The sequence below is a fragment of the Geoanaerobacter pelophilus genome (assembly GCF_018476885.1).
Lineage (GTDB): Bacteria > Desulfobacterota > Desulfuromonadia > Geobacterales > DSM-12255 > Geoanaerobacter > Geoanaerobacter pelophilus.
Genome location: NZ_JAHCVJ010000003.1, coordinates 91,697 through 114,813, shown reverse-complemented (window position 1 = coordinate 114,813; position 23,117 = coordinate 91,697). Strand labels below are relative to the sequence as shown.

General features: G+C 54.1%; 24 protein-coding genes and 2 tRNA genes. 24 read left to right on the top strand and 2 right to left on the bottom strand.

Annotation, left to right across the window (positions count from 1 at the left end):
- Positions 1 to 57: 57 nt before the first annotated feature.
- A complete protein-coding gene (locus KI809_RS08705; RefSeq protein WP_214171161.1) occupies positions 58 to 465 on the bottom strand; it encodes a hemerythrin domain-containing protein in 408 nt (135 codons plus the stop codon).
- Between the two features lie 324 nt (positions 466 to 789).
- On the opposite strand from KI809_RS08705, the gene KI809_RS08700 reads away from it, so the two are divergent.
- The 17 genes from KI809_RS08700 (at position 790) to hrpB (ending at position 16,114) form a co-directional block, all read left to right on the top strand.
- Positions 790 to 1,629, top strand: a complete 840-nt coding sequence (locus tag KI809_RS08700; RefSeq protein WP_214171160.1) for an MBL fold metallo-hydrolase — start codon at positions 790 to 792, stop codon at positions 1,627 to 1,629.
- A gap of 121 nt (positions 1,630 to 1,750) precedes the next feature.
- Positions 1,751 to 2,101, top strand: coding sequence for a carboxymuconolactone decarboxylase family protein (locus tag KI809_RS08695; protein WP_214171159.1), 351 nt, complete (start codon positions 1,751 to 1,753; stop codon positions 2,099 to 2,101).
- Between the two features lie 158 nt (positions 2,102 to 2,259).
- Positions 2,260 to 2,988, top strand: a complete 729-nt coding sequence (gene pyrF / locus KI809_RS08690) for an orotidine-5'-phosphate decarboxylase (protein WP_214171158.1) — start codon at positions 2,260 to 2,262, stop codon at positions 2,986 to 2,988.
- Positions 2,988 to 3,731, top strand: coding sequence for a 23S rRNA (guanosine(2251)-2'-O)-methyltransferase RlmB (rlmB, locus tag KI809_RS08685; protein ID WP_214171157.1), 744 nt, complete (start codon positions 2,988 to 2,990; stop codon positions 3,729 to 3,731). The genes pyrF and rlmB overlap by 1 nt, the downstream gene beginning before the upstream one ends.
- An 83-nt stretch (positions 3,732 to 3,814) precedes the next feature.
- Positions 3,815 to 4,153 carry a hypothetical protein gene (locus KI809_RS08680; RefSeq protein WP_214171156.1) on the top strand — a complete coding sequence of 113 codons (339 nt, stop codon included), beginning with the start codon at positions 3,815 to 3,817 and terminating at the stop codon, positions 4,151 to 4,153.
- A 39-nt stretch (positions 4,154 to 4,192) separates the two neighbouring features.
- On the top strand, positions 4,193 to 4,570 hold the full coding sequence (hisI, locus tag KI809_RS08675) for a phosphoribosyl-AMP cyclohydrolase (RefSeq protein WP_214171155.1): 378 nt from the start codon (positions 4,193 to 4,195) through the stop codon (positions 4,568 to 4,570).
- Positions 4,567 to 5,442: an ATP phosphoribosyltransferase gene (gene hisG, locus KI809_RS08670; RefSeq protein ID WP_214171154.1), complete on the top strand. Its 876-nt coding sequence runs from the start codon at positions 4,567 to 4,569 to the stop codon at positions 5,440 to 5,442. The genes hisI and hisG overlap by 4 nt, the downstream gene beginning before the upstream one ends.
- 92 nt (positions 5,443 to 5,534) lie before the next feature.
- A complete protein-coding gene (locus tag KI809_RS08665; RefSeq protein ID WP_214171153.1) occupies positions 5,535 to 5,738 on the top strand; it encodes a ferredoxin family protein in 204 nt (67 codons plus the stop codon).
- A 196-nt stretch (positions 5,739 to 5,934) separates the two neighbouring features.
- Positions 5,935 to 6,993 carry a 3-methyl-2-oxobutanoate dehydrogenase subunit VorB gene (locus KI809_RS08660; RefSeq protein ID WP_214171152.1) on the top strand — a complete coding sequence of 353 codons (1,059 nt, stop codon included), beginning with the start codon at positions 5,935 to 5,937 and terminating at the stop codon, positions 6,991 to 6,993.
- Positions 6,994 to 7,031: 38 nt separating this feature from the next.
- Positions 7,032 to 7,775 (top strand): thiamine pyrophosphate-dependent enzyme, encoded by a 744-nt coding sequence (locus KI809_RS08655; protein ID WP_214171151.1) that lies wholly within the window; start codon positions 7,032 to 7,034, stop codon positions 7,773 to 7,775.
- A gap of 54 nt (positions 7,776 to 7,829) precedes the next feature.
- Positions 7,830 to 8,369 (top strand): 2-oxoacid:ferredoxin oxidoreductase subunit gamma family protein, encoded by a 540-nt coding sequence (locus KI809_RS08650; RefSeq protein ID WP_214171150.1) that lies wholly within the window; start codon positions 7,830 to 7,832, stop codon positions 8,367 to 8,369.
- Between the two features lie 69 nt (positions 8,370 to 8,438).
- Positions 8,439 to 8,513, top strand: a tRNA-Gln gene (locus tag KI809_RS08645).
- A gap of 54 nt (positions 8,514 to 8,567) precedes the next feature.
- Positions 8,568 to 8,642: transfer RNA gene (locus tag KI809_RS08640), tRNA-Glu, on the top strand.
- Between the two features lie 111 nt (positions 8,643 to 8,753).
- Positions 8,754 to 11,654, top strand: coding sequence for an SLBB domain-containing protein (locus KI809_RS08635; RefSeq protein WP_214171149.1), 2,901 nt, complete (start codon positions 8,754 to 8,756; stop codon positions 11,652 to 11,654).
- 13 nt (positions 11,655 to 11,667) lie between these two features.
- Positions 11,668 to 12,900 carry a phosphatase PAP2 family protein gene (locus KI809_RS08630; RefSeq protein WP_214171148.1) on the top strand — a complete coding sequence of 411 codons (1,233 nt, stop codon included), beginning with the start codon at positions 11,668 to 11,670 and terminating at the stop codon, positions 12,898 to 12,900.
- Entirely contained in the window at positions 12,900 to 13,595 is a 696-nt protein-coding gene (locus KI809_RS08625; RefSeq protein WP_214171147.1) for an HAD family hydrolase, read from the top strand. The genes KI809_RS08630 and KI809_RS08625 overlap by 1 nt, the downstream gene beginning before the upstream one ends.
- Before the next feature lie 2 nt (positions 13,596 to 13,597).
- Entirely contained in the window at positions 13,598 to 16,114 is a 2,517-nt protein-coding gene (gene hrpB / locus KI809_RS08620; protein WP_214171146.1) for an ATP-dependent helicase HrpB, read from the top strand.
- A 3-nt stretch (positions 16,115 to 16,117) separates the two neighbouring features.
- Here the strand turns inward: hrpB and KI809_RS08615 are convergent, their stop codons facing one another.
- Positions 16,118 to 16,840 carry a M23 family metallopeptidase gene (locus tag KI809_RS08615; protein WP_214171145.1) on the bottom strand — a complete coding sequence of 241 codons (723 nt, stop codon included), beginning with the start codon at positions 16,838 to 16,840 and terminating at the stop codon, positions 16,118 to 16,120.
- 67 nt (positions 16,841 to 16,907) lie between these two features.
- Here KI809_RS08615 and KI809_RS08610 point away from each other — a divergent pair, with 67 nt between their 5' ends.
- From KI809_RS08610 to scpB, 7 genes are all read left to right on the top strand, one after another.
- Positions 16,908 to 17,822, top strand: a complete 915-nt coding sequence (locus tag KI809_RS08610) for a putative 2-dehydropantoate 2-reductase (protein WP_214171144.1) — start codon at positions 16,908 to 16,910, stop codon at positions 17,820 to 17,822.
- A gap of 239 nt (positions 17,823 to 18,061) precedes the next feature.
- Entirely contained in the window at positions 18,062 to 18,400 is a 339-nt protein-coding gene (locus KI809_RS08605) for a P-II family nitrogen regulator (RefSeq protein ID WP_041972745.1), read from the top strand.
- A 38-nt stretch (positions 18,401 to 18,438) separates the two neighbouring features.
- Entirely contained in the window at positions 18,439 to 19,851 is a 1,413-nt protein-coding gene (gene glnA, locus KI809_RS08600; protein ID WP_214171143.1) for a type I glutamate--ammonia ligase, read from the top strand.
- A gap of 153 nt (positions 19,852 to 20,004) precedes the next feature.
- Positions 20,005 to 20,676, top strand: coding sequence for a site-2 protease family protein (locus KI809_RS08595; protein ID WP_214171142.1), 672 nt, complete (start codon positions 20,005 to 20,007; stop codon positions 20,674 to 20,676).
- A gap of 19 nt (positions 20,677 to 20,695) precedes the next feature.
- Positions 20,696 to 21,679: a tryptophan--tRNA ligase gene (trpS, locus tag KI809_RS08590; protein ID WP_214171141.1), complete on the top strand. Its 984-nt coding sequence runs from the start codon at positions 20,696 to 20,698 to the stop codon at positions 21,677 to 21,679.
- A gap of 2 nt (positions 21,680 to 21,681) precedes the next feature.
- A complete protein-coding gene (locus KI809_RS08585; protein WP_214171140.1) occupies positions 21,682 to 22,485 on the top strand; it encodes a segregation and condensation protein A in 804 nt (267 codons plus the stop codon).
- A complete protein-coding gene (scpB, locus tag KI809_RS08580) occupies positions 22,472 to 23,092 on the top strand; it encodes an SMC-Scp complex subunit ScpB (RefSeq protein ID WP_214171139.1) in 621 nt (206 codons plus the stop codon). Before KI809_RS08585 ends, scpB begins: the two co-directional genes overlap by 14 nt.
- Positions 23,093 to 23,117: the final 25 nt, after the last annotated feature.

The window sequence follows — 23,117 nt, the reverse complement described above, 5'->3', positions numbered from 1 at the left end:
CGCCTTTTTGCTTGCCGTTAACGACGTGCAACCGCATTACCGCACCTCAGCACCTTCTCAATGATAATTGCTTATTATATAGTCACAAATCTCCATGGTGTCATCATTCATGTTAAAGATGAAATCCAGTCTTATTTGGCTGAAGTCATTTATAAAACCCGGCGTATGACATTGGTCGCTCTTGAGCTGTAACGGCTCAAAAGATTTGAGAAACAAGCCATGGCGGACTTTTTGTTCATTGACTGTCGGGTAATTCATCCCGGCCAATAGCTGTTCCTCATGCATGAAATGCAACTCGTAAAGCTGTTTAAGCTGATTTAGCAACTCATTGGTCAGCGCGCAATCTCCCTCATTGTCTTTGAGGGTATCGTTGAGCAGTTTTATACATTCATCCATTTTGTTAAAGTAGATATTTAATAAATCAACCGTTGGATCCAATTTGATGTTCCTATCTAACGAGACCATGGTACACCTCCGGTCGCAAATAATCCGGCTCTCTTCTCTGTAGTAATTATAGCACCCGGGCGTGCAATCTGGGAACGGGTACTATCTTCTGGCGCCGATCCGCTTGACTCTGTTTTCAAACTAAGATAAATGATCATTATGATGAAAAAAATCTCCACAACCCTGGTCGTCGTAGTCGTCACTTTGTGACGACTCGTTGCTTGCCTTATTAACACAAGGAGCGCGGGTCACCTTCCCGCGCTCTTTTCGTATCTGCTTCAGGGAAACGAAGGCCGCGCGGGAGATTGGTCTCGCGACTATTTTATTTCCCAAAGGAGCACTACCATGCAAATCACCCCACGTATCCATGCCATCAACATCCCCTTTACCGTACCAACCCCAGCCGGAGCGATCAGCCGTTCAGTCAACGTATTTCTGTATTGCGGCGAAAAAATTACCCTGATCGATAGCGGAGTTGCTGGATCAGAGCACCATATTCTTAAGTATTTGGAGCAAACAGGACTTCAACAAAAACAGCTAGAACACCTTATCCTCACTCATTCACACCCCGACCACATTGGCGCAGCTAAGGAGTTGCAAAGGACGACCGGATGCCGTGTTTCAGCTCATGTTGCTGAAAGGGGCTGTATTGAAGATATTAATCTCCAGGAAAAGGAGCGGCCGGTACCAGGATTCCAAACCCTTGTGGGTGGCCCGGTTACCGTTGACAATCTGCTGTATGGTGGTGAATCCATCCTCCTTGATCACGGCATTTCTCTGGAAGTCATACATACCCCGGGGCATTCCGCGGGTTCAATATCATTATGGTGCCCGACCGAGAAGGTACTATTTACTGGCGATGCCGTGCTCGTACCAGAAGATATGCCGATCTTTGACAACTATCAATCTGCTCTTGATTCACTCGCAATATTGCAGGATATCGAGCTGGACTGGTTGTTGTCAGCATGGGATGAGCCAAAGCAGTCGGCAGCAGCTCGCATTCTGTTCACAGACAGCGCCGACTGGCTGAAGAAAATTAATGCTGCAGTGCATAACTCAGCTGAAATTTGGGGGGGCAGCGATCGTATGGAGCTATGTCGCACTGTGGTGGCAGAGCTTGGGCTTCCACAATTTGCAGCAAATCCGCTGGTTGCACGTTCACTTATGTCTTGTCTTACTGAATGATACCGAGAGATTTTTGAGATTTATTCCCGAAACAGTAACAGTGATGCAACTGTGCGGGGTCGCCCTTGCCGATAGCGGAAGGTATGATACCATCTAACCCAAAAGCAGCGAGCGACCGGGAGTGTCCCGGTTTCTTACATTGCGAAGAGGAGGATCGCGTATGGCTCATGAAACATCTCAACTCTACAACAAGCTTAAGGAGCGCCACCCGGAGCTGATCACCGCCGTGGAGGCGATGGGCACGATTGCCCGGAAGTCCGGGCCGCTCGACGAGAAGACGGTGCAGCTGATCCAGCTGGGCGCTGCGGCGGCCATCGGCTCGAAAGGCTCGCTTCGCAGTCATGCCCTCCGGGCGCTGGAGGCGGGTGCCACCAAAGACGAGGTGTGTCATGCCATCATTGCTCTCACCAGCACCATCGGTTTCCCGACCGTGGCGGCTGCCCTGTCCAGAATGGATGAGGTGCTCGACTGACAGGTTGGGGTTGCCTGGGTGACTGAGATTGCGAAAGCCCGTCGAAAACGCTTCGGTGGGCTTTTTTCATGTGCGGGACACGCACACGACAGTTGTATTTTCTCGCCGCACCTGCTATGTAAGTCTAATTAATAATCCCAGCCAAAAAGGTTTCCACCATGACCCGCGACGATGCACGCAACAAGATCATCTTTGCCCTGGATGTGCCGGGGATGGCAGAGGTAACGAAGTGGGCCGGCCTGCTCTCAAACAAGGTCGGCATGTTCAAGATCGGCAAACAGCTCTTTACCGCCTGCGGCCCTGAGGCGGTGCGCGCTATCCGGCAGGCGGGCGGCGAGGTGTTCCTTGATCTCAAGTACCACGATATCCCCAACACCGTGGCCATGGCCACGCTGGAGGCGGCTCGTCTCGGTGTTCAGTTGTGCAACCTGCACGCCCTCGGTGGTTACGAGATGATGGCGACCTCCATGGAGACGCTGCGGAGCAAGTGCGGTGAGCAGCGGCCGAAGGTGCTGGCGGTGACGATCCTGACCTCGTCCAACCAGGAAACCCTGGCCGAGATCGGTATCGAGACACCGATCCGCGAGCAGGTGGTAAGGTTGGCGAAGCTGGCCCAACGGGCCGGCGTGGATGGTGTGGTGGCTTCGCCCCAGGAAACGTCGCTGATTCGCGAGGCGTGTGGCAGCGATTTCCTGATCGTGACCCCCGGGGTACGGCCGGCCTTTGCTTCTGTCGATGATCAGAAGCGGATCATGACCCCGGCTGATGCGGTGAGCGCTGGCGCGGATTACCTGGTGATCGGCAGGCCGATCTCGGCTCATGCCGATCCTGTGCAGGCGTGCGATCTGATCGTTGATGAGATTGTTGCCGGGAAGGCGGGCCTTTAGTGTCTGATGAAATCGTTTATGGCATAAATGCCGTTACCGAGGCATTGCGCGGAGAGCGTAAGTCATTTGAGCTGTTCATTGCCGGTAGCCCTGATGACCGCCGTTTGGCGCGCATTGTTCAGCTGGCAAACGAGCGCGGCGTTGCAGTCAGAAGCAGGCAGAAGCCCGACATTACCCGCCTTGCCGGGAGTGACCACCACCAGGGGGTTGCCCTCAGGGTTGAGCCGTTCCCGTACAGCGATCTGGAAGATATTATCGCTGCGACTGCTGCCGCTGAAGATGCCCTGGTTCTGCTGCTTGATTCCATTCAGGACCCGGCAAATCTCGGGTCGATGGTGAGAAGCGCAGCCTGTGCCGGAGCATCGGGAATTGTCATCACCAAGGACCGTTCTGTCGGGGTAACCCCTTCAGTCGAGCGCGTTTCGGCCGGGGCGGTGGAGACTCTGCCGATCGCCAGGGTCACCAATCTGGCGCAAACCCTGGAACGGTTGAAAGAAGCCGGTTTCTGGATCTATGGCTTATCGGATGAGGCATCAGCAACTATCTTTCGCCAGAAGTTCAGCGGCAAGATTGCGCTGCTGGTCGGCAACGAAGGCGAGGGGATCAGGCCGCTGGTCAGGAAAGGGTGTGATGTGATCCTGTCGATCCCGCTGCACGGCGGGGTATCATCGCTGAATGCCGCGGTTGCCGGGAGCATCGCCCTGTTCGAGGTTGTTCGTCAGCGGGAGTTAGCTGTCAAGTGACTGCAGAAATTCACGCCTTGCTTGCAAATATCATTTTGTTGTTTTAATATGGCACGATTTTAACTCCGATAAGGGGGCAGGACATGTTTGAAGATTCTGGTGAAATACCTAAGGATATGGAAATCATTGACTCCATATTCACCAAAACGCTTAAAAGCGGTTTCTTGGTTGAGGTGAAGCTGGTCAAACGGCCAAAACAGTATGAGGCGGCACTGTTTATCAACGACAAATACAAGCCCGGCCCTCCGGTGCCGCGTCCCATGGAGACGCCGGCCGGCGAGGCGACTCATTGGATGGGGGTACGTCCCAAGGTTGGTTTTACCACAGCAGAGGCCGATACGATTCTTGATGAGGTCAGCGGCCAGAATGTTTTGCATCGAATCCATTTTGTCGATAAATGGGGCGTGCAGGACGAAGAATAAACTCTGTAATTCAATTATCCCCCTAAAGGAGAATGAACGATGGTAACCATCGATTTCAATAAGATGAATGGCCTGATCCCTGCGGTGATCCAGGACCATGAGACCGGCGATGTCCTGATGGTGGCTTTCATGGACGAAAAGACCCTCAACCTGACCCTGGAGACCGGTAAGACCTGGTTTTTTAGCAGGACCAGAAACAAGTACTGGATGAAGGGTGAAGAGTCCGGCAACACTCAAGAGGTTGTCGAGGCTTATACCGACTGCGACAGTGACTCAGTGGTAATCCGGGTCAAGCAGAACGGCCCTGCCGCCTGCCACACCGGCAACAGAAGCTGCTTTTACGTGAAGTGGGAGAACGGCCAGTGGGTCGAAAACTCGAATCCGCTGTTCGATCCCAAGGAGGTATACAAGAAGTGAGCAATATCCTTCAGTTCGGCATCCCCAAGGGGAGCCTGGAAAACGCGACAGTAGATCTCTTCAAAAAGGCCGGGTGGCAGATCAGCATCTCTTCCCGCAGCTATTTCCCCGGCATTGATGATGATGAAATGAGCTGCAAGCTGATCCGCCCTCAGGAGATGGGGAAATATGTTCAGCGTGGCACCATCGACGCCGGTATTGCCGGACGTGACTGGGTTCGGGAGAACGAGTCGGATGTAATCGAAGTCTGCGAAATGGTTTATTCCAAGGTCTCGCGCAGGCCGGCCCGCTGGGTGCTTGTGGTAAACAAGGACTCTCAGGTGCAGAAGCCTGAAGATCTTCACGGAGCAACCATCTCGACAGAGCTGGTCGGCTTTACCAAGCGGTATTTTGCCGAGCGGAACATCCCGGTGACTGTTGAATTTTCCTGGGGTGCAACCGAAGCCAAGGTGGTGGACGGACTTTGCGACGCTATTGTTGAGGTGACTGAGACCGGCTCAACCATTAAGGCCAATGGCCTCAGAATTGTCTGTGAGCTGATGGAGTCGGTTCCGGTGCTGGTGGTGAACAAGGCTGCCTGGGCTGATCCCTGGAAACGGGAGAAGATTGAAACTATCGCCAAACTCCTCAAGTCTGCTCTTGCAGCCGAAGGGATGGTGGGGCTTAAGCTGAATGCGCCAAACAGCGCAGTTGAGGCAATAACCCGAATCCTGCCGAGCCTCAATCAACCAACAGTTGCCCATCTCTTTAATTCCGATTGGGTATCGGTTGAGAGTGTGCTCCCGGAAAAAGATGTAAGGAAGATTGTCCCTGAACTGTTGAAGCTTGGGGCCCAGGGGATCGTGGAATACCCGCTCAACAAGATTATCTGATCCGACGGATTGTCTGATGTCCGGAAAGGGATAGCGTCTGTCATGCCGCTATCCCTTTGTTTGTAAGAACGCATTATGAGAGGTTCGGGACTATGCCGAGAATAGAGATTGATATTGCACGGTGCAAGGGATGTGAGCTCTGCACAACGATTTGTCCGCAAAAGATCATTGTGATGAGCGACCAGATAAACGCAATTGGTTATCATACTGCTTTGGCCCCGGATCAGACCAAATGTACCGGCTGTGCATTTTGCGCCCAGGTATGCCCTGATGTGGCAATAATTGTTTTCAAATAGGGATGGCTTCGCCTGTAAATCCGGAGGATTTTCCGGTGAGAAGTCACTAAAAAAGCCCATCTGCTGCGTTACGCTCAATCTTCGTCACTGCGACGTAGCCTCCGGCTACGACTCGTTCCTCAGCTTTCGCAAGCCTTGCATCTGGAGCTTTTTGCTGTGCCATTAGATTTTGAGTTGTTTAAAGTGGAGGTTCTTAGTGCTGCAACGTAAGTTTGTCAAAGGTAATGAGGCGGTGGCCATGGCTGCCATTGAAGCAGGGTGCCGTCACTACTTCGGCTATCCGATTACACCGCAAAGCGACATTCCGGAATATCTCTCCCGGGAGTTTCCGGCGTTAGGCGGGGAGTTCATTCAGGCAGAGAGCGAGATCGCTGCCATAAACATGCTGCTCGGCGCCTCGGCCTGCGGGGTGCGGTGCATGACTTCGTCGTCGGGTCCGGGGATCTCTCTGAAACAGGAGGGGATCTCCTACATGGCCGGTTCGGAACTGCCGGGTGTCATTGTCGATATCTGCCGGCAAGGACCGGGTCTTGGCGGGATCGATGCCTCGCAGGCCGATTATTTTCAGGCAACCAGGGGGGGCGGTCATGGCGGTTACCGGATCATCGTGCTTGCCCCGGCATCGGTGCAGGAGATGTACGACCTGACCATGCTTGCCTTTGATCTTTCCGATATCTACCGGATTCCGGCCATGGTCTTTGCCGATGCGGTTATCGGTCAGATGAAAGAGGCGATTACTGCCAATCCCAGGCCGGTAGTCGACCTGCCGCTAAAGGACTGGGTTGTCCGCGGCTGGAAGGAAGGGACTGAGCAACGGGTGGTCAAGTCCCTGAAGCTTGGTGATGGCGAGATGGAGGCCTTCCACTGGCAGATGCATGATCGCTACCTTGAGTTGCAGGAAAATGAGTCTCGCTGGGAAGAGTTTGAGACCAGCGATGCCACGCTGGTAATAACCGCCTTTGGCTCAGCCGCCCGTATCGCAAAATCGGCGGTAATGATGGCCCGCGAAGCCGGGATGAAGGTAGGGCTGCTGAGACCGATCACCCTTTTCCCGTTCCCGGCAAAAGGTTACCATGACCTGACCGGTCGCTGTCGCAAGATCCTGGATATCGAACTGAGCACCGGGCAGATGATTGACGATGTCAGGTTATCGGTACAGCCCGGCACGGAAATCGCTTTTTATGGCCGTCCTCCCGGGGCCGGCTCGCTGCCGACACCGGAAGAGCTGTTTGAGCAAATCAAGAAGCATTACTGATCGTTGGTTTACTTTTTCACCGTTTGAGAGGTATCGATATGCAACAGGTTTTTAAGAGGCCGGTCTCTCTTGCTGACGTGCAGACCCATTTCTGCCCCGGGTGCCAGCATGGCACTATCCATCGCATTGTTGCCGAGGCGCTGGACGACCACAACTTGCGTGAGCGGACCATTGGCTGCGCTTCGGTGGGGTGTTCGGTGTTCCTCTACAGCTATTTTGACATAGATGTGGTGGAGTCGCCGCATGGCAGGGCATCGGCAGTTGCCACCGGGGTCAAGCGGGCCAGGCCTGAATCCATAGTCTTTACCTATCAGGGGGATGGCGACCTTGCTGCGATCGGCACTTCTGAGATCATCCATGCAGCCAACCGCGGCGAGGATATCACCGTCATATTCGTCAACAATACCACCTACGGTATGACCGGCGGCCAGATGGCCCCGACCACGCTTGTGGGCCAGAAAACCTCCACTTCGCCCTATGGCCGCAATCAGTCCAAGGACGGTGCGCCGCTCAAGATGGCTGAACTGCTGGCGAACCTTGAGGGGGTCGGTTTCAGCGCCCGGGTGGCGGTCAATAATCCGCGTAACCTGATCGATGCCCGGAAGCAGATCAGCAAGGCGTTTCGTTATCAGGCCGAAGGCAAGGGTTTTTCTTTTATTGAGGCGCTCTCGGCATGTCCGACCAACTGGGGGATGAACCCGACCCAGGCCAATGAGCGGGTAGCAGGGGAGCTTATCCCCTACTTCCCGATCGGCGTCTTCAAAAACAGCTCGGAATTGTAGGGGCGATCCTCGTTATCGCCAGGATTAGGGCAAACACTAGGTAGGAGAATATAAATGCGTTACGATCTCTTTATATCCGGTTTTGGCGGCCAGGGCGTACTGCTGGCCGGTAACCTGCTTTCCTATGCTGCCATAAGGGAGGGGAAGAATGTCTCTTTCTTTCCGGCCTATGGTGTGGAAAAGCGGGGTGGAGCGGCAATGTGCACCGTGATAATTGCCGACGGAGAGGTGGGCTCTCCGGTTGTTGGCAACCCTTCAGTCTCGGTGCTGCTCAACCAGCTCTCCTTTGATAAATATTTTCCGAAAGTTGCCACCGGCGGGGTCTGCATCGTCAATTCATCTTTAGTGGATACGACGGCATTAACCAGAAACGATGTGGAGCTGCTGGCGATTCCGATGAATGAGATTGCCAACGGCCTTGGCGATCCGCGCATGGTCAATATGGTAGCTGCCGGGGCTTATGCGGCTAAAACTGGGGCGATTGCCGTCACGACCCTCGAACAAGCCCTTAAAGATGCCCTTCCTGAACGAAATCACCGGTTTATTCCCGCCAATGTCAAGGCGATAGAGGCCGGTGCTGCCCGGGTCAGCTGAAAAATTAATTTGATCACTGAAAAGAGCTTGACCCCGAAAGATCTTTCTGATAAATAACGTTTGGTTTGATGGGGTGTCGCCAAGCGGTAAGGCAACGGACTCTGACTCCGTCATCCCGAGGTTCGAATCCTCGCACCCCAGCCATTAAAAAATTAAAGAGACCTATATACCAGTCAATTGATTTGCATACATTTTTCAGGTCCCATCGTCTAGTGGTTAGGACACCGGCCTTTCACGTCGGTAACAGGGGTTCAAGTCCCCTTGGGATCACCATTTTAAACAGTAATTCTTGAAAAAAGGGTTGCTGTTTTTTTTTGCATTGGCTATGAAATGTTGGTGTTTTTGCAGGATCGATAAACCTGCAGACTCCGAGGAGAGAAATCGATGGCGAGATTCAAACTGATAGCATATCTGTTGATTATGTCTGTGCTGCTTGTGACGCCGGTATTATCGGCTTCGCTCGATGATCAGGAGGCCCCGGAGAACCAGGGGGTTTATCTTGGAGAAGTCCGGAATGAAACCCCTTTGACCGGCGCTCAAAATAGCGGCTCGCCGGCTGACGGGCTGCAAGCTTCTCCCCGCACGCAAAAGGGCTTGCCTCTGGATGGTCAGTTTGGGGCTCTCCGGACACAAAAAACCGATAAACTCACTGTTGATAGCAATCTGTCACAGAAATCTCTGCAGAAAAAACCAAAGATCATCCTGAAAGCGGTTCCGGGCGATAGCATGGTGTCTCTCTCCTGGAAGGTCAATGGCCTGTCGCAGAAGCCTGGTGACCCGGGGCCTCGGTATACGCTTTTCTACGGTATAGAATCCGGGCGTTATGACAAGAAACTGGAAATTGGCGCCGTAACGGAATACAAGCTACGCTTTCTGCGCAATAACCAGATTTACTACTTCAAGGTTCAGGGAACAGCTCCGTCTCCTCTTGAAAATAATGAACTAATGCCGCTGGATGAACCGGCCCAGCAGGAGATCACCTTTTTTTCCAATGAGCAAAGCGTGATTCCGGTTGCGGACGAAGAGCAGGGATCGCTTCTGGAAAAGTCCTTTTCAACCAAGACATTCACTCTTCAGGACAAGGTCGAGGCCGAACCATTTAACCGGACTTTGAAGCAGTTTGGCTATGATTTTTTTAAAAACTCGCTTGCCGCGGCTACGCCGCTGGATAATGCTCCGGTCGGTGCAGATTATGTCCTCGGACCTGGCGATTCGCTCAGAATTGATCTGTGGGGCTCCGTCCAGGGCCGGTACGATCTGGTCGTTGACCGCAACGGAGAAGTGACCCTGCCGCGTGTCGGCACTGTCCGGGTCTGGGGTGCCAGTTTCGGCCAGGCCAAGGAGATCATCTCCAAGGCAATTTCCCGCTACTACAAAGGGTACGAACTCAATGTCTCTTTGGGACGGCTCAAGTCCATCCAGGTTTTTGTTGTTGGTGAAGTAGAGTCTCCCGGCGCATATTCGGTAACATCGACTGCTACCATCATCAATGCCCTGTCCTTGGCCGGTGGCCCTGCCAAGAGTGGCAGCCTGAGGACTATTCGTCTTTCCAGGGCCGGAAAGCTTGTGCAACAGGTCGATCTCTACGATATGTTCCTTTCCGGTGACCGGTCCACCGATATCCGTCTGGAAAATGGCGATACTGTTTTTGTGCCGGTTATTGGCCCTGTTGCGGCCGTGGCTGGCGAAGTAAAGCGTCCGGCGATTTTCGAATTGAAGAACAAGACTACTCTGGGCGACCTGCTCGCCATGGCTGGCGGGTCCTCGGCCAGCGGCGATCTCGGACGGATCCAGGTCGAACGCTACGATCAGAAATCCGGTAGGGTTGTTTCCGATGTGAAGCTCGGTGACCTTGGCGCCTCCGCTATTGAGATCATGGACCGGGACATGGTCAAGGTCTTTCCGGTAATGAAGGCGTTACGCCAGGTCGTCTCACTTCAGGGAAATGTGGCCCGCCCTGGAGACTATCAGTTCAAGCAGGGTATGCGCGTTTCTGACTTAATCCCGTCCTTCACAGCCATCCTGCCGGATGCCTACCTGGATGCTGCCCAGGTATTACGGATGGTTCCACCCGATTTTCATCGTGAAACCGTCGTGTTCAATCTCGGCAAGGTGCTTTCCGGCGATGCCCAGGAAAATATCCTGCTCAATGAACAGGACACGGTAAAGGTCTTCTCGCGGCTGGAGATGGTGGACAAGCCTACAGTATCCATCAATGGCATGGTGGTCAATCCAGGGACCTACGATTACTACCCTAACATGACGGTCCGCGACCTGGTGGCGGCCAGCGGCAGCCTCAAGCGCAACGCCTATATGGAAAAGGCCGAACTTACCCGCATTCTTATGGATAAGGGGATGGCAAAGGTAGAGCGGCTTGATATCGACCTGGCAAAGGCCATGGCCGGTGATGCCAGCCAGAACCTGACGCTGAAGCCTGATGACGTGTTTATTGTGCGCGGGATTCAGGAGTGGCTCGACTCTTCCGATCGCCTGATAAATGTTCAAGGTGAGGTCAGGTTTCCAGGGGTTTATTCGGTGTCAAAGGGTGAAAAACTCAGTTCTATCCTGAAGCGCGCCGGTGGTTACACGGACAAGGCGTACCTGAAAGGGGCCCGTTTTTTCAGAAAATCTGTTCAGCGCGACCAGCAGAAGAGAATGGATGAGATCATCCAGAGAGCAGAGCAGGACATCATGAAAAAACAGGGGGAGCTTGCCTCTGTCGCTGCTTCGCGTGAGGAACTCGATGCAACCAAGGCCGCCCTTGAGGGGCTGCAGAAAAACCTGGAAAAACTGAAGACTTTAAAGGCTGAAGGTCGAATCGTCATTGCGCTTGCCAAGCTCAGCGAGTTCGAAAACAGTGCCAATGATGTCGAGGTCCAGGGTGGTGATTTGCTTGATATCCCGGCAAAATCGAGTGTGGTAAACATCATGGGGCAGGTCTACAACCAGACATCATTCATTCATAAGCCTGGTGAGCAGCTTTCCTTCTACCTGGAAAAGGCCGGTGGTTCGACACGCGATGCCGAGTCGAGCGAGATGTACATCATCCGCGCCGACGGGTCGGTCTTCAGCAGGCAGCAGTCGTCGTTCGGTATCAAGTGGGACGATGAATCCCGCAGCTGGACCTTTGGCAGCTTCATGGCCACGCCACTTCAGCCGGGTGACACCCTGGTTGTGCCGCAGAAGCTTGAGAGAACGGCATGGCTTCGCGAAATCAAGGACATAACCCAAATATTGGCCAATGTCGCTTTGACCGCAGGCACTGTTCTTGTCGGCTTGCGTTAGGCGGTTTATCAATATGACCGTGAACTCCCAGCCTAACGCTAGTGATAGGACGCTGAGCTTACTCAATAGCAGATGGTTCTCTCTGTCCCTCTGCATCGGCTGGTTGGTGACGATTATCTATCTGTCTCTTACCCCATCGCCGCCGACGATTTCCAATAGTGTCCTTGGCTGGGACAAGCTGCATCATGCCTCGGCCTATGCACTTTTGACTTTTCTCCTGTTAAGGGCATTCCCTGGGCCCAAACCTGGCATTTTGCCGGTGTTTATCGGCGTGGTCTGCTTTGGCGCCGGAATGGAGGTCGCCCAGGGGGTACTTACTGCCAACCGTTCTGCGGATATCATGGATTCATTGGCAAATCTGGTCGGCGCCCTGATCGTGTCCTTGGGCTACTTTTGGGCCAGGCAGTGTAAAGCCTCCGGGCGTTCGGGCAGTGCCCTGTTGTATCTTGCCATTATTTTACCCATTTGCGGGGTCTCTGTTGACTCCAGAGCTGCAGAGCTTGCCTTCCAGCCGGTTGATGAGGTTACATCTGCCTCACTGCGTCTTGTTGATGAGGCCAAAGAGCTTGTCCGGTCGCCGTTAAGCATGGAAAACAAGGGCCTGCTCGCTACCATGTTTGTTGCCGGTGCGGTTGCGGTGACCACCCAATATGATGAGGATATCCGCGATAAAGTGGCGACACGCAAAGGGCGGAATCTCGATCGCGCGACTGATGCCGGTTCATTGTTGGGCGATCCTTTTATTCATCTGGGTTTTGCTGCTGCAGTTTATGGCGGCGGACTACTTGGCGATTCACCCAAATACAAGGAACTGGGCGAGATGTTCGGCGAAGCAGCCATCCTTGCTGATGCTTCTACTTTATTGCTCAAGCAGGCCATTGGCAGGGGTCGGCCCGGCGTTTCCCGTGATTCGGGTAGTTATCGGCTTTTTCAGTTTGGCACTGATTACGATTCCTTGCCTTCGATGCACACCGCAAGCTCGTTTGCCATGGCATCGGTTATGGCTTCAGCCTCCAAAAGCCCTCTGACAGCACTTGCCTCATATGCCGCAGCAACATTTGTCGGCTTCTCCCGGATCTACCAGGACAAGCACTGGGCCAGTGATGTCTTGTTGGGAGCTGCTATCGGTGAACTCTGCGGTCGGGTGGTTACACATTATCATGCAACAGCGCAAGCAAGGCGCATTGCCGTGGCGCCGATGATCTCCGATTCATCGGCAATGGTTGCGCTGGTGGGGAGATTTTGATGGGAGAGCGTTGCCTGAAGGCCGTGATCTTTGATTTTGACGGAGTCATTGTCGATACCGAACCGCTTCATTACCGGTCGTTTCAGGTTGTGCTCGAACCGCTGGGGCTTGGGTATTCGTGGCAGGAATATGTTGATCGCTATATGGGGTTCGATGACCGTGATGCCTTCATCGAGGCATTCCGTGCTGGTGGCCGGTCTTTGGACCAGTCCGGCCTGGAAGAGCTGATAGCGCTTAAAGCCAGCCTGTTCCAGGATGTGGTTACAGAAGGGGTCTCTGCATATCCAGGGGTTGTGGCCCTGATTTCTGCACTGTCTGCGGAGGTGCCGCTGGCCATTTGCAGTGGCGCTCTCCGGAGCGATATTGAGCCGATTCTCCGCATTCTTGCCATTGAAAACGCCTTTACGGTCATGGTCACTGCCGAAGAGGTTGCTGCCAGCAAGCCTGACCCTGCCAGTTATGTCCTGGCGGTGCGCAAGCTCGCTACCGCCTTTCCTGATCGCGGGATAACCGCTGCCTGTTGTGTTGCCATAGAAGACACCCCTGCCGGTATCGTTTCTGCTTCTGGGGCGGGAATCCCGGTTGTTGCCGTGACCAACAGCTATTCTGCAGATCATTTGAGCAAGGCCTCGCGGATTGTTTCATCGTTGGCGGATTTAACAATCGCTGATTTCAAAACCATCGTTACAACCTGAACATGCTACCCCTGCCGGTCGATCTGGTCATCCCGGAACTCATTGCATCTTTAACTGCTTCCACTGGAGTGGTACTTCAGGCGCCGCCAGGTTCCGGCAAGACGAGCCGTGTGCCTCTGGCACTTCTGAATGCTCCCCTTGGCAGCTCCGGCAAGATTTTAATGCTTGAGCCGCGGCGCCTGGCCGCGGTTAATGCCGCCTCCTGGCTGGCAAAGAGCATTGGCGGGCGTTTAGGAGATACTGTTGGCTATGCAATCCGTTTTGACCGGAAAGTTTCAGCGGCAACTAAGATTGAAGTCCTTACCGAAGGGCTGCTGACCAGGAGGTTGCAGACTGATCCGGCACTGGAAGGTGTGTCGGTGGTGGTCTTTGATGAGTTTCACGAACGGAGTCTACAGGCCGACACGGCTTTGGCACTCTGCCTTGATATCCAGAAGTCGATCAGGCCTGATCTAAAAATAGTTATAATGTCTGCCACCCTGGAAACCGGCCCGGTTTCCAGGGTGTTGGGAGAGGTTCCGGTCGTTGCCTGTGAAGGGCGGGTCCATCCGGTCGTTATCCGTTACCTCGGAGACCCTGCCGGAGATATTGCCGCAGCGGCAGCCGGTGCCGTCACCAAGGCTTTGGTGGAGACCTCCGGCGACATCCTGGTATTTCTTCCCGGTGCCGCTGAGATCAGACGCTGCGGCACTCTGCTCAAAGACTCAGGTTTGGCCGATGTCATGGTGTCGCAACTGTACGGTGATCTTCCGTTCGCTGAACAGGAAGCAGCCATCATGCCGGCCCAAAAGAGAAAGGTGGTGCTGGCAACCAATATTGCCGAAACCAGCCTTACCATCGAAGGGATCACAGTTGTCGTCGATGCCGGTCTTACGCGGACAGTCCGCTTTGATCCGGCCTCCGGTCTCAACAGGATGCAGACCGTCCGAGTGTCAGCTGCTTCGGCAGCACAACGTAGCGGGAGGAGCGGCAGGATTGGCCCAGGTATTTGCTACCGGCTCTGGAGCCCTGCGACCGAGGCAACCCTTGTCCCGTACAACCTGCCTGAGATCAGGGTGGTCGATCTTGCGTCTCTTGCCCTGGAATTGGCGAATTGGGGCGTTGTTGATCCTTTGTCTCTGGCGTGGCTGGATCCTCCGCAAGCCGGCCCGCTGGGTGAGGCGCGGTCGCTGCTTCGCATTTTAGGCGCACTTGATCCCGGTAACCGGATTACGCAGCTGGGACGGAAAATGGCGAATCTCCCGCTTCACCCCAGGTTGGCCAGCCTGGTGATCGCAGGTGAAGCACTGGAATGTAGTGGTCTTGCCTGCGACCTGGCAGCGCTTATTTCAGAGAGGGATATCTTCCGTCGCGATTGTCTCAAGGACCGGCCCAAAAGCAGCTGCGACTATTCCGATCGCCTGGAAGCCCTTGATGAATGGCGTTCCGGGAGCGGTTATTCGCGGGAATTGGATGCTGCTGCCTGCAGGCAGGTTGACAGGGTTGCTGCAAAGCTGAAAAAACTGGTTGATACGAGTCGTGACGGTCACTCCTTGTTATTGGAAAAGATTCCCCAGCTTCTGATAAAGGCCTTCCCTGATCGGATAGCCATGCAGAGAGAGCATGACTCTGATCGCTACCTGTTGGCGAATGGTAGTGGCGCCAGGTTGGGTCTAGGATCAGCGGTTATTAACCGGCAGTTTGTCGTGGCGGTCGAGGTTTTGGGCAGCCCTGGCAAGGAAGGTTCTATTCATGGGGCATCAGCCGTGACCCTGGACCAGATTCGCTGCCTTTTCCCCGAGCAGATAACGGTACAACGCGAATCTGTCTGGGACCGGGATGGTGGCAGGGTGGTTACCACTGTTGCGGAGCGGTTCGGGGCATTGCAACTTTCCATAAGAAGTTCTGCCCCGGAGGATAAAGAGGTTGTTAATGCCCTGATGACGGCATTACACGACTACCAGGACCTCGGCCTCCTGCCATGGACTGCAGCGGCCCGCCAGTTCCAGTCGCGGGTGGAGTTTCTTGCGCAGGCCGCGCCTGACTGCGGTTTTCCGGATATTTCCAATGCAGCGCTGCTCACGTCTCTTGCGGAGTGGCTAATGCCGGCAGTTACCGGGATGAGGTCGGTAGCAGAGTTCAAGCGGCTTGATATGCTGGCCTTGCTGCAGTCGTTTTTCCCTTGGGAACAGCTGCGTCAGATTGATGAGGGTGCGCCGACCCATCTTACCGTTCCGAGTGGCTCGCGGCTGCGAGTCGATTACGGCGACGGTACGCCGTTTGTGTCAGTCAAGCTCCAAGAGATGTTTGGTTTGGCCGAGACCCCGTCAATTGCCTGGGGAAGGGTGCCGGTAGTCCTTCATTTGTTGTCACCGGCACAACGTCCGATACAGGTGACCCGGGATCTCCGTAGCTTCTGGGAGACCACCTATCCCCAGGTAAAGAAGGAGCTTAAAGGGAGATATCCGAAGCATCCGTGGCCGGATGACCCCTGGAGCGCCGTGCCGACGCGGAGAACTACCAAGGCTGGAAGCAGATAGGAGCTAGCGGAGGTTAGTGAACAGGATGGTGCCGTCGGGCTGCAGATAGCGGCGTACCGGTGCGGCAGCAACTGCTTGGTGCTGTTGAGTTCCTGCGGGAAGAAATGTGGGGGTGATGTTTTCGCCGTTTCGCCATGCCTCGAAGTGGAGGTGGGGACCGGTGGAGCGACCGGTGGAGCCGGAAAGCGCGATAACCGTGGAGCGGTCGACTGTGGCCCCCTCAGATACCTGGTTGCTGCTGTGATGGGCATAGATCGTAACCATGCTATCGTCGTGCTCGATGATTACCGAGTTACCGTAACCGTTGCGCCAGCCGCTGAATACGACAGTCCCTGGTGCGACCGGTTTCACCGGAGTGCCGGATGGTGCGGCAATGTCCATGCCGTTGTGATGCTTCAGTTTGCCGTCAAACGGATCATTGCGGTAGCCGGTGGTGGATGTTATAACTCCCTGCAGGGGAAGCTCATTGGCCAGCGAAGGCTCCTGACTAGCTGATCTCGCTGCCGCGCTTTCTGTTTTGGCGACTGTCGGGCGGATACTCGTTTTGTTGCTTTTGGTGATTTTAGGCTGACGGTCGCGCATGATAAGTGTATAACGGCTGTCATGCGGAGCATCGGTGAAGGAGATGGTATCACTGCCATCGTCGTGCCGGTAAATGTCTCCCCACCCGGTAGAGGCAGTAAGAAGCGTCGTCAGCAGCAATATGACAATGATGGATGGTTTCATAATAAATTATTCCGAACTGTACACTTTTATCGGTTGAAATACCATAATCTTGAGGAGACGCGGAGCAATGCGCATTGCAGTTGTTGGTTCGGGAGCGCTTGGGCTGTATTATGGGGCGCTACTACAACGCGCTGGCAATGAAGTAACATTTTTGCTGAGGCGCGATTACGAGGCAGTTTCTGCCTCTGGCCTGACAGTCAGGTCAATAAACGGTGATTTCAAGCTGGACAAGGTTTCGGCGGCGCTTCGCCCGGAAGAGATCGGTGAGACCGAGCTGGTGCTGGTCGGGCTCAAGACCTTTGCCAATGACAGCTATCAAGAATTGATTGCGCCGCTTGTGGGTGATAAAACCTACATCCTGACCCTGCAGAATGGACTCGGCAATGAAGAACTGTTGGCAGAGCTGTTTGGCTCGTATCGGATTCTCGGCGGGGTTGCCTTTCTCTGCGCGAACCGTGGCGAACCCGGGACCGTCCACCATTTAGGAGCCGGACGCATCGAACTGGGCTGCTTTGCTGATGCTCCTGAATCTCTGCTGACCGAAGTTGCTGTGATGTTCCGCGCTGCTGGCGTTGATTGTCGGCAGGTGCGGGACCTCAAGAGTGCCCGTTGGCAGAAACTGGTCTGGAACATCCCGTTCAACGGGCTGTGCACACTGCTCAATGCCCCGGTAGATCGTCTCTTGACCAATGCTGCAACCCGCTCACTGGTCAGGGATATCATGCTTGAGGTTATTGCTGCAGCCAATGCCCAAGGGTTGCAGGAACCTATTCCAGCTGAATTTGCCGAAAAAATGCTGGTTTTTTCCGACGGCATGGGGCCCTACCGCCCCTCAATGCTGATTGACCGGGAGGAGCAGCGGCCACTGGAACTAGATGCCATTTTTGCCAGAGCTGTTGCTGCTGGGGCAAAGAGTGGGGTACAGCTTGACAAAACCTCCATGCTCCATTCATTGCTGCAATTTGTATCCGCTGAGTGCTGAAAAAAGAGGCGATTGCTGGATTGCGAGTGCCTTGTTTTTGTGCTGATTTGCGGACGGGTTTGAGCGGCAAAACACTGTGACTTGTAACGGGTTGAAATTCTGTGGGATATTTTTGTTGTCTGCTTTGGCAGATTTATTGCTGAATCTGTGCTATCTTCCTCATCTGGTTTTGACGCAGGCTGACTTCTGAAGTACAATGACTAACCATTAATCAATATTCTGCATGGGGGTGATCGACTTTGAAAAAAGTAGAAGCCATTATAAAGCCATTCAAGCTGGACGAAGTAAAGGACGCTCTCAACGAGATCGGTATCCAGGGGATAACGGTCAGTGAGATCAAGGGGTTCGGACGCCAGAAAGGGCACACCGAACTTTACAGGGGTGCCGAGTATGTGGTTGACTTCATCCCGAAGATCAAGATGGAGATAATCGTATCTGATGACATTGTTTCCAAGGTTGTCGAAACCATAGAGCAGGCTGCCAAAACAGGCCGCATCGGTGATGGCAAGATTTTTGTCACACCTGTCGAAGAAGTTGTCCGAATCCGCACCGGTGAGCGCGGTGAGGATGCACTCTGATAATAAATTCAGCTTAACACAGCGAAAGGAGATTGTTGATGACACCGAAACAAGTCGTAGAGTTTGCCAAAGAAAATGGCGCATTGATGGTTGATTACAAGTTCATGGATTTTGTAGGGACTTGGCAGCACGTATCGGTACCGATGACTGAATTCAGCGAAGACACCTTTGAAGAAGGCCAGGGGTTTGATGGCTCTTCCATTCGTGGTTGGCAGCCGATTCATGCTTCTGACATGATTCTTCTCCCTGATCCCACCTCTGCCAAGATGGATCCGTTCATTGCCGTTCCGACCTTGTCCCTGATCTGCAACATATTCGATCCGATCACCAAGGAAGATTACAGCCGAGATCCGCGTAACATCGCCCGTAAGGCTGAGGCTTACCTCAAATCAACCGGTATCGGCGATACCGCTTTCTTTGGTCCTGAGGCCGAATTCTTCATCTTTGACGAAGTGCGTTATGATTCCAGCTCCAACCAGTCATTCTACATGGTTGACTCTGTAGAAGGGACCTGGAACTCAGGCCGCGAAGAGTTTCCGAACCTTGGTTACAAGCCGCGCCACAAAGAAGGATACTTCCCGGTTTCCCCGACCGACTCACAGAACGATCTCCGTAACGAGATGGTTCTCGAGCTCCAGAAAGTGGGCATCCGCGTTGAGTGCCAGCACCACGAAGTTGCCACCGGCGGCCAGGCAGAAATCGATATGCGTTTCTCCTCTCTCGTTGACATGGCAGACCAGCTTCAGTGGTTCAAATATGTCATCAAGAACGTTGCCAACAGAAACGGCAAGACCGTAACTTTCATGCCGAAGCCACTCTACGGCGACAACGGTTCCGGGATGCACTGCCACCAGTCGATCTGGAAAAACGGCACCAACCTCTTCGCTGGCGACAAATACGGCGGGCTTTCCCAGATGGCACTCTGGTACATCGGCGGCATCATCAAGCATGCCAAGGCACTTTGCGCCATCACCAACCCGACTACCAACTCCTACAAGCGTCTTGTTCCGGGCTTCGAAGCCCCGGTTAACATGGCATACTCAAGCCGTAACCGTTCTGCTTCACTCCGGATTCCGATGATGTCATCCAATCCGAAGGCCAAGCGTGTCGAGTACCGTACTCCGGACCCTTCATGCAACGGTTACCTTGCCTTTGCCGCCATGCTCATGGCTGGTCTTGACGGTATCGAGAACAAGATCGATCCGGGGCAGCCGCTCGACAAGGACATCTACGGCCTTTCACCCGAAGAGCTCAAAGATATCCCTTCAGCTCCGGGCAGCCTGGAAGAGGCGCTCAACTGCCTCAAGGAAGACCATGAATTCCTCCTCAAAGGGGACGTTTTCACTCCTGACGTTATTGAGAAGTGGATTGAGTACAAGACAGAGGCCGAAGTCAACCCGGTTCGTATGCGTCCGGTACCGCTTGAGTTCGCCCTTTACTACGATATTTAATCCCAGTTTCACTCAAGCGTGACATGAAAGGCCCGGCAGCTTGTCAGCAACTGCCGGGTCTTTTTTATTGGCGGCCGGTCTAAATTGACATTGCCACCTCTTTCTGCTAGAAATGGCAGGCTTGACTTGAATCTGCCGCACATAGGGACCTTTTTGGAACAATTTTTTTTCAAACTTTCGATCATGCTGGTGCCGGCTCTGATGGCTATTACCTGTCATGAGGTTTCTCACGGCTTCGTGGCCTATCGTTTTGGAGACGGCACGGCAAAGTCGCAGGGACGGTTGACGCTCAACCCGTTCAATCACCTGGATATCATCGGTACCTTGATGATCTTTATTATCGGCATCGGTTGGGCCAAGCCGGTGCCGGTCAACTTCAACAACCTGAGGAACCCGAAACGCGACATGATCTGGGTTGCGGCTGCCGGTCCGATCACAAATTTCTGCATCGCCTTTGTCTCGGCTATGCTCATGAGGCTGATTATCTCTCTAGGTGGTCAGACTGCCGGCATGGCTTATTTTTTTGAGCCGATGATCCTGATGCTGGCTTTTTCCGTGTACGTCAATCTCTTGCTGGCGATCTTCAATCTTATCCCGGTGCCGCCTCTTGATGGTGGTAGGGTTGCTGTGGGACTGCTCCCCTATAAGCAGGCCATATTCTGGTCACGCATCGAACCTTACGGCATGATCTTGATCATTGTGCTGGTTTTTTTCACCAACATGTTCAGTTACATTATTTCACCGGCACTCGGCCTGGGGATCAGGCTCCTGGCGGGCCCGCACAGCGGTGTGGTCTTCGGGGTAACTTCTCTTTTGATGAAGTGACCGGTTATGGAGGTTGTAGATGGGTAGAAACAGGGTAGTAAGCGGCATGAGACCGACAGGAAAGCTTCACCTGGGACACTTTCATGGCGTGCTGGACAACTGGCTCAAGCTGCAGGAAGAGTATGACTGTTTCTTTTTCGCGGCAGACTGGCATTCACTGACCACCGAATATGCCGATACCTCGGCAATTCGTGAAAATACCAGGGACATGGTGCTCGATTGGCTGGCATTCGGCCTTGATCCTGCCAAATGTGTCATTTTCGAGCAGAGCATGGTGCCTCATCATGCCGAGCTGAGCCTGATCCTCGGGATGATTACCCCGGTCTCCTGGCTGGAGCGGAACCCGACCTATAAGGAAATGCAGGAAAACCTTGAGCAGCGGGATCTTTCCACCTTCGGATTCCTGGGATATCCGGTGCTGATGGCCGCAGATATCATCCTTTACAAGGCAACCCGGGTCCCGGTCGGTCATGACCAGATACCGCACCTGGAGATAACCCGTGAGATCGCCAGGAGATTCAATCATCTCTATTCTCCGGTGTTCCCGGAGCCGGAAGCGCTGCTCACCGAAACTCCCAAGCTGCTTGGCCTTGACGGCAGGAAGATGAGCAAGTCTTACGGCAACTCCATTTATCTGTCGGATGATGCTGAGACGACCCGCAAAAAGGTCATGTCCATGGTAACCGATACCGACCGGGTCAGGCGGGCTGATCCGGGCGAACCGGATCATTGCGTTGCTTTCAATCTCCACCGGATCTATGTGCCCCAGGACAAGCTCGATGAGATCATGCCCGCCTGCCGTTCTGCTGCAATCGGCTGCGTAGAGTGCAAAAAGATCCTTGCTGAGTTCATGGTAGAGCGTCTGGCCCCGTTCCGCGAAAAGAGGCAGGAGCTTGCCGCCAAGCCCGGCCTGGTTGATGAAATCCTCGAAGAGGGTAGCCGTCGGGCAAGCGAAGAGTCCGGCAAGATACTGGCCGAGGTCAGAGCCGCCTTGAAATTCTGAGCATGCCTGGTTCTGCCAACCAATTGCTTTTCGATCCCCAGCAGTATTCCGCTTATACGGTACGGGTGGAATCGTTCGAGGGACCTCTCGACCTGCTTCTTCATTTGATCAAGAAGAACGAGGTCGAGATTTGCGACATTCCGATCGCCACTATTACCCGACAATACCTGGAATACCTGGAATTGATGAAGGAGCTGAACCTGGAGATCGCCGGGGAGTTCCTGGTAATGGCGTCAACCCTCCTGCAGATCAAGTCCCGGATGCTTCTGCCGGCAACTGAAGAGGACGAAGCCGGTGAAGTTGAGGAACTGGATCCCAGGGCCGAGCTTATCAAGCGGCTCATGGAGTATCAGCGGTACAAAGATGCCGCCGCAGTGCTTGGGGCCCGCGAGCTGTTGGGGCGTGACCTGTTTGCGCGCAGCATGCCGTTTCCGGATGAACTTGAGGAGAAGGAAGACGACCAGCCGCTGGAATTGGCGCTGTTCGACCTGGTTGAGGCCTTCCGCCAGGTTCTGTCAAAGGTCCCTTTCGAGCATTTTCATGATGTCATCAGCGAAACCATCAGCGTTGCCGAGCGCATCGGCCGGATTCTCGACATGATCGACCAGTCAGGGTCGGTGCTCTTCGAGGACCTCTTCGCCGATGAGCCGCTCTCCCGTGAACTGGTTATTGCAACCTTTCTGGCGTTGCTTGAACTCTGTCGTCTCAAGAGTGTCAGAGTGGCCCAAGGTGCGCCGTTCGGATCAATCCTGTTGATGCGCGGCACTGAACAGATGTCTGGTGAAATTGACTATGTCGAGCCTTGATTGTAAAGCTTTGCTTGAAGGTTTGCTCTTCGTGGCTGACGGACCATTATCCATGGACCGGCTTGTCTCGATTTTGCACGAGTTTGAAAAGCAGGAGCTTATCGCTGCCCTGGACGAACTGCGTCTTGAATGCGAGCGGAATGCCAGGGGGATCGTCCTTGCCGAAGTGGCTGGTGGCTACCAGTTTCGCACCCGGCCGGAGCATGCGGAGGTCATGCGCCGCCTGCAAAGGAGCCGTCCCTCCAAATTCAGCCAATCGGCTCTTGAAAGCCTGGCAATAATCGCCTACCGCCAACCGGTGACCCGGGCTGAAATCGAGTATCTCAGGGGTGTTGACTGCGGCGGTGTCGTCAAGACCCTGCTGGAGAGGAAGCTGATCCGGATTCTCGGCAAAAAAGATGTTCCGGGCCGGCCGATCGTGTACGGCACCACCAGGGAATTCCTCGAAACCTTTAATCTCAAGAATCTCAATGCCCTGCCGACCCTCAGGGAGATTCAGGATCTTGCCGAACTGCCGGTCTATGAGGAACAGGGCGAACTGCCGCTCGATCCTTCATTGTCAGCCCCCTTTGTGCAGCCCCTGCTCGCCGGAGAGCCGGAATCTTGAAAAGCTCCCCAGGTGTAGTAATCTG

Excerpts from the sequence above, each read along its gene's own strand:
- KI809_RS08705 (WP_214171161.1), bottom strand. The coding sequence starts at position 465 with ATGGTCTCGTTAGATAGGAACATCAAATTGGATCCAACGGTTGATTTA.
- KI809_RS08700 (WP_214171160.1), top strand. The coding sequence starts at position 790 with ATGCAAATCACCCCACGTATCCATGCCATCAACATCCCCTTTACCGTA.
- pyrF (WP_214171158.1), top strand. The coding sequence starts at position 2,260 with ATGACCCGCGACGATGCACGCAACAAGATCATCTTTGCCCTGGATGTG.
- KI809_RS08680 (WP_214171156.1), top strand. The coding sequence starts at position 3,815 with ATGTTTGAAGATTCTGGTGAAATACCTAAGGATATGGAAATCATTGAC.
- hisI (WP_214171155.1), top strand. The coding sequence starts at position 4,193 with ATGGTAACCATCGATTTCAATAAGATGAATGGCCTGATCCCTGCGGTG.
- KI809_RS08665 (WP_214171153.1), top strand. The coding sequence starts at position 5,535 with ATGCCGAGAATAGAGATTGATATTGCACGGTGCAAGGGATGTGAGCTC.
- KI809_RS08655 (WP_214171151.1), top strand. The coding sequence starts at position 7,032 with ATGCAACAGGTTTTTAAGAGGCCGGTCTCTCTTGCTGACGTGCAGACC.
- KI809_RS08650 (WP_214171150.1), top strand. The coding sequence starts at position 7,830 with ATGCGTTACGATCTCTTTATATCCGGTTTTGGCGGCCAGGGCGTACTG.
- KI809_RS08635 (WP_214171149.1), top strand. The coding sequence starts at position 8,754 with ATGGCGAGATTCAAACTGATAGCATATCTGTTGATTATGTCTGTGCTG.
- KI809_RS08630 (WP_214171148.1), top strand. The coding sequence starts at position 11,668 with ATGACCGTGAACTCCCAGCCTAACGCTAGTGATAGGACGCTGAGCTTA.
- KI809_RS08625 (WP_214171147.1), top strand. The coding sequence starts at position 12,900 with ATGGGAGAGCGTTGCCTGAAGGCCGTGATCTTTGATTTTGACGGAGTC.
- hrpB (WP_214171146.1), top strand. The coding sequence starts at position 13,598 with ATGCTACCCCTGCCGGTCGATCTGGTCATCCCGGAACTCATTGCATCT.
- KI809_RS08615 (WP_214171145.1), bottom strand. The coding sequence starts at position 16,840 with ATGAAACCATCCATCATTGTCATATTGCTGCTGACGACGCTTCTTACT.
- KI809_RS08610 (WP_214171144.1), top strand. The coding sequence starts at position 16,908 with ATGCGCATTGCAGTTGTTGGTTCGGGAGCGCTTGGGCTGTATTATGGG.
- glnA (WP_214171143.1), top strand. The coding sequence starts at position 18,439 with ATGACACCGAAACAAGTCGTAGAGTTTGCCAAAGAAAATGGCGCATTG.
- trpS (WP_214171141.1), top strand. The coding sequence starts at position 20,696 with ATGGGTAGAAACAGGGTAGTAAGCGGCATGAGACCGACAGGAAAGCTT.
- KI809_RS08585 (WP_214171140.1), top strand. The coding sequence starts at position 21,682 with ATGCCTGGTTCTGCCAACCAATTGCTTTTCGATCCCCAGCAGTATTCC.
- scpB (WP_214171139.1), top strand. The coding sequence starts at position 22,472 with ATGTCGAGCCTTGATTGTAAAGCTTTGCTTGAAGGTTTGCTCTTCGTG.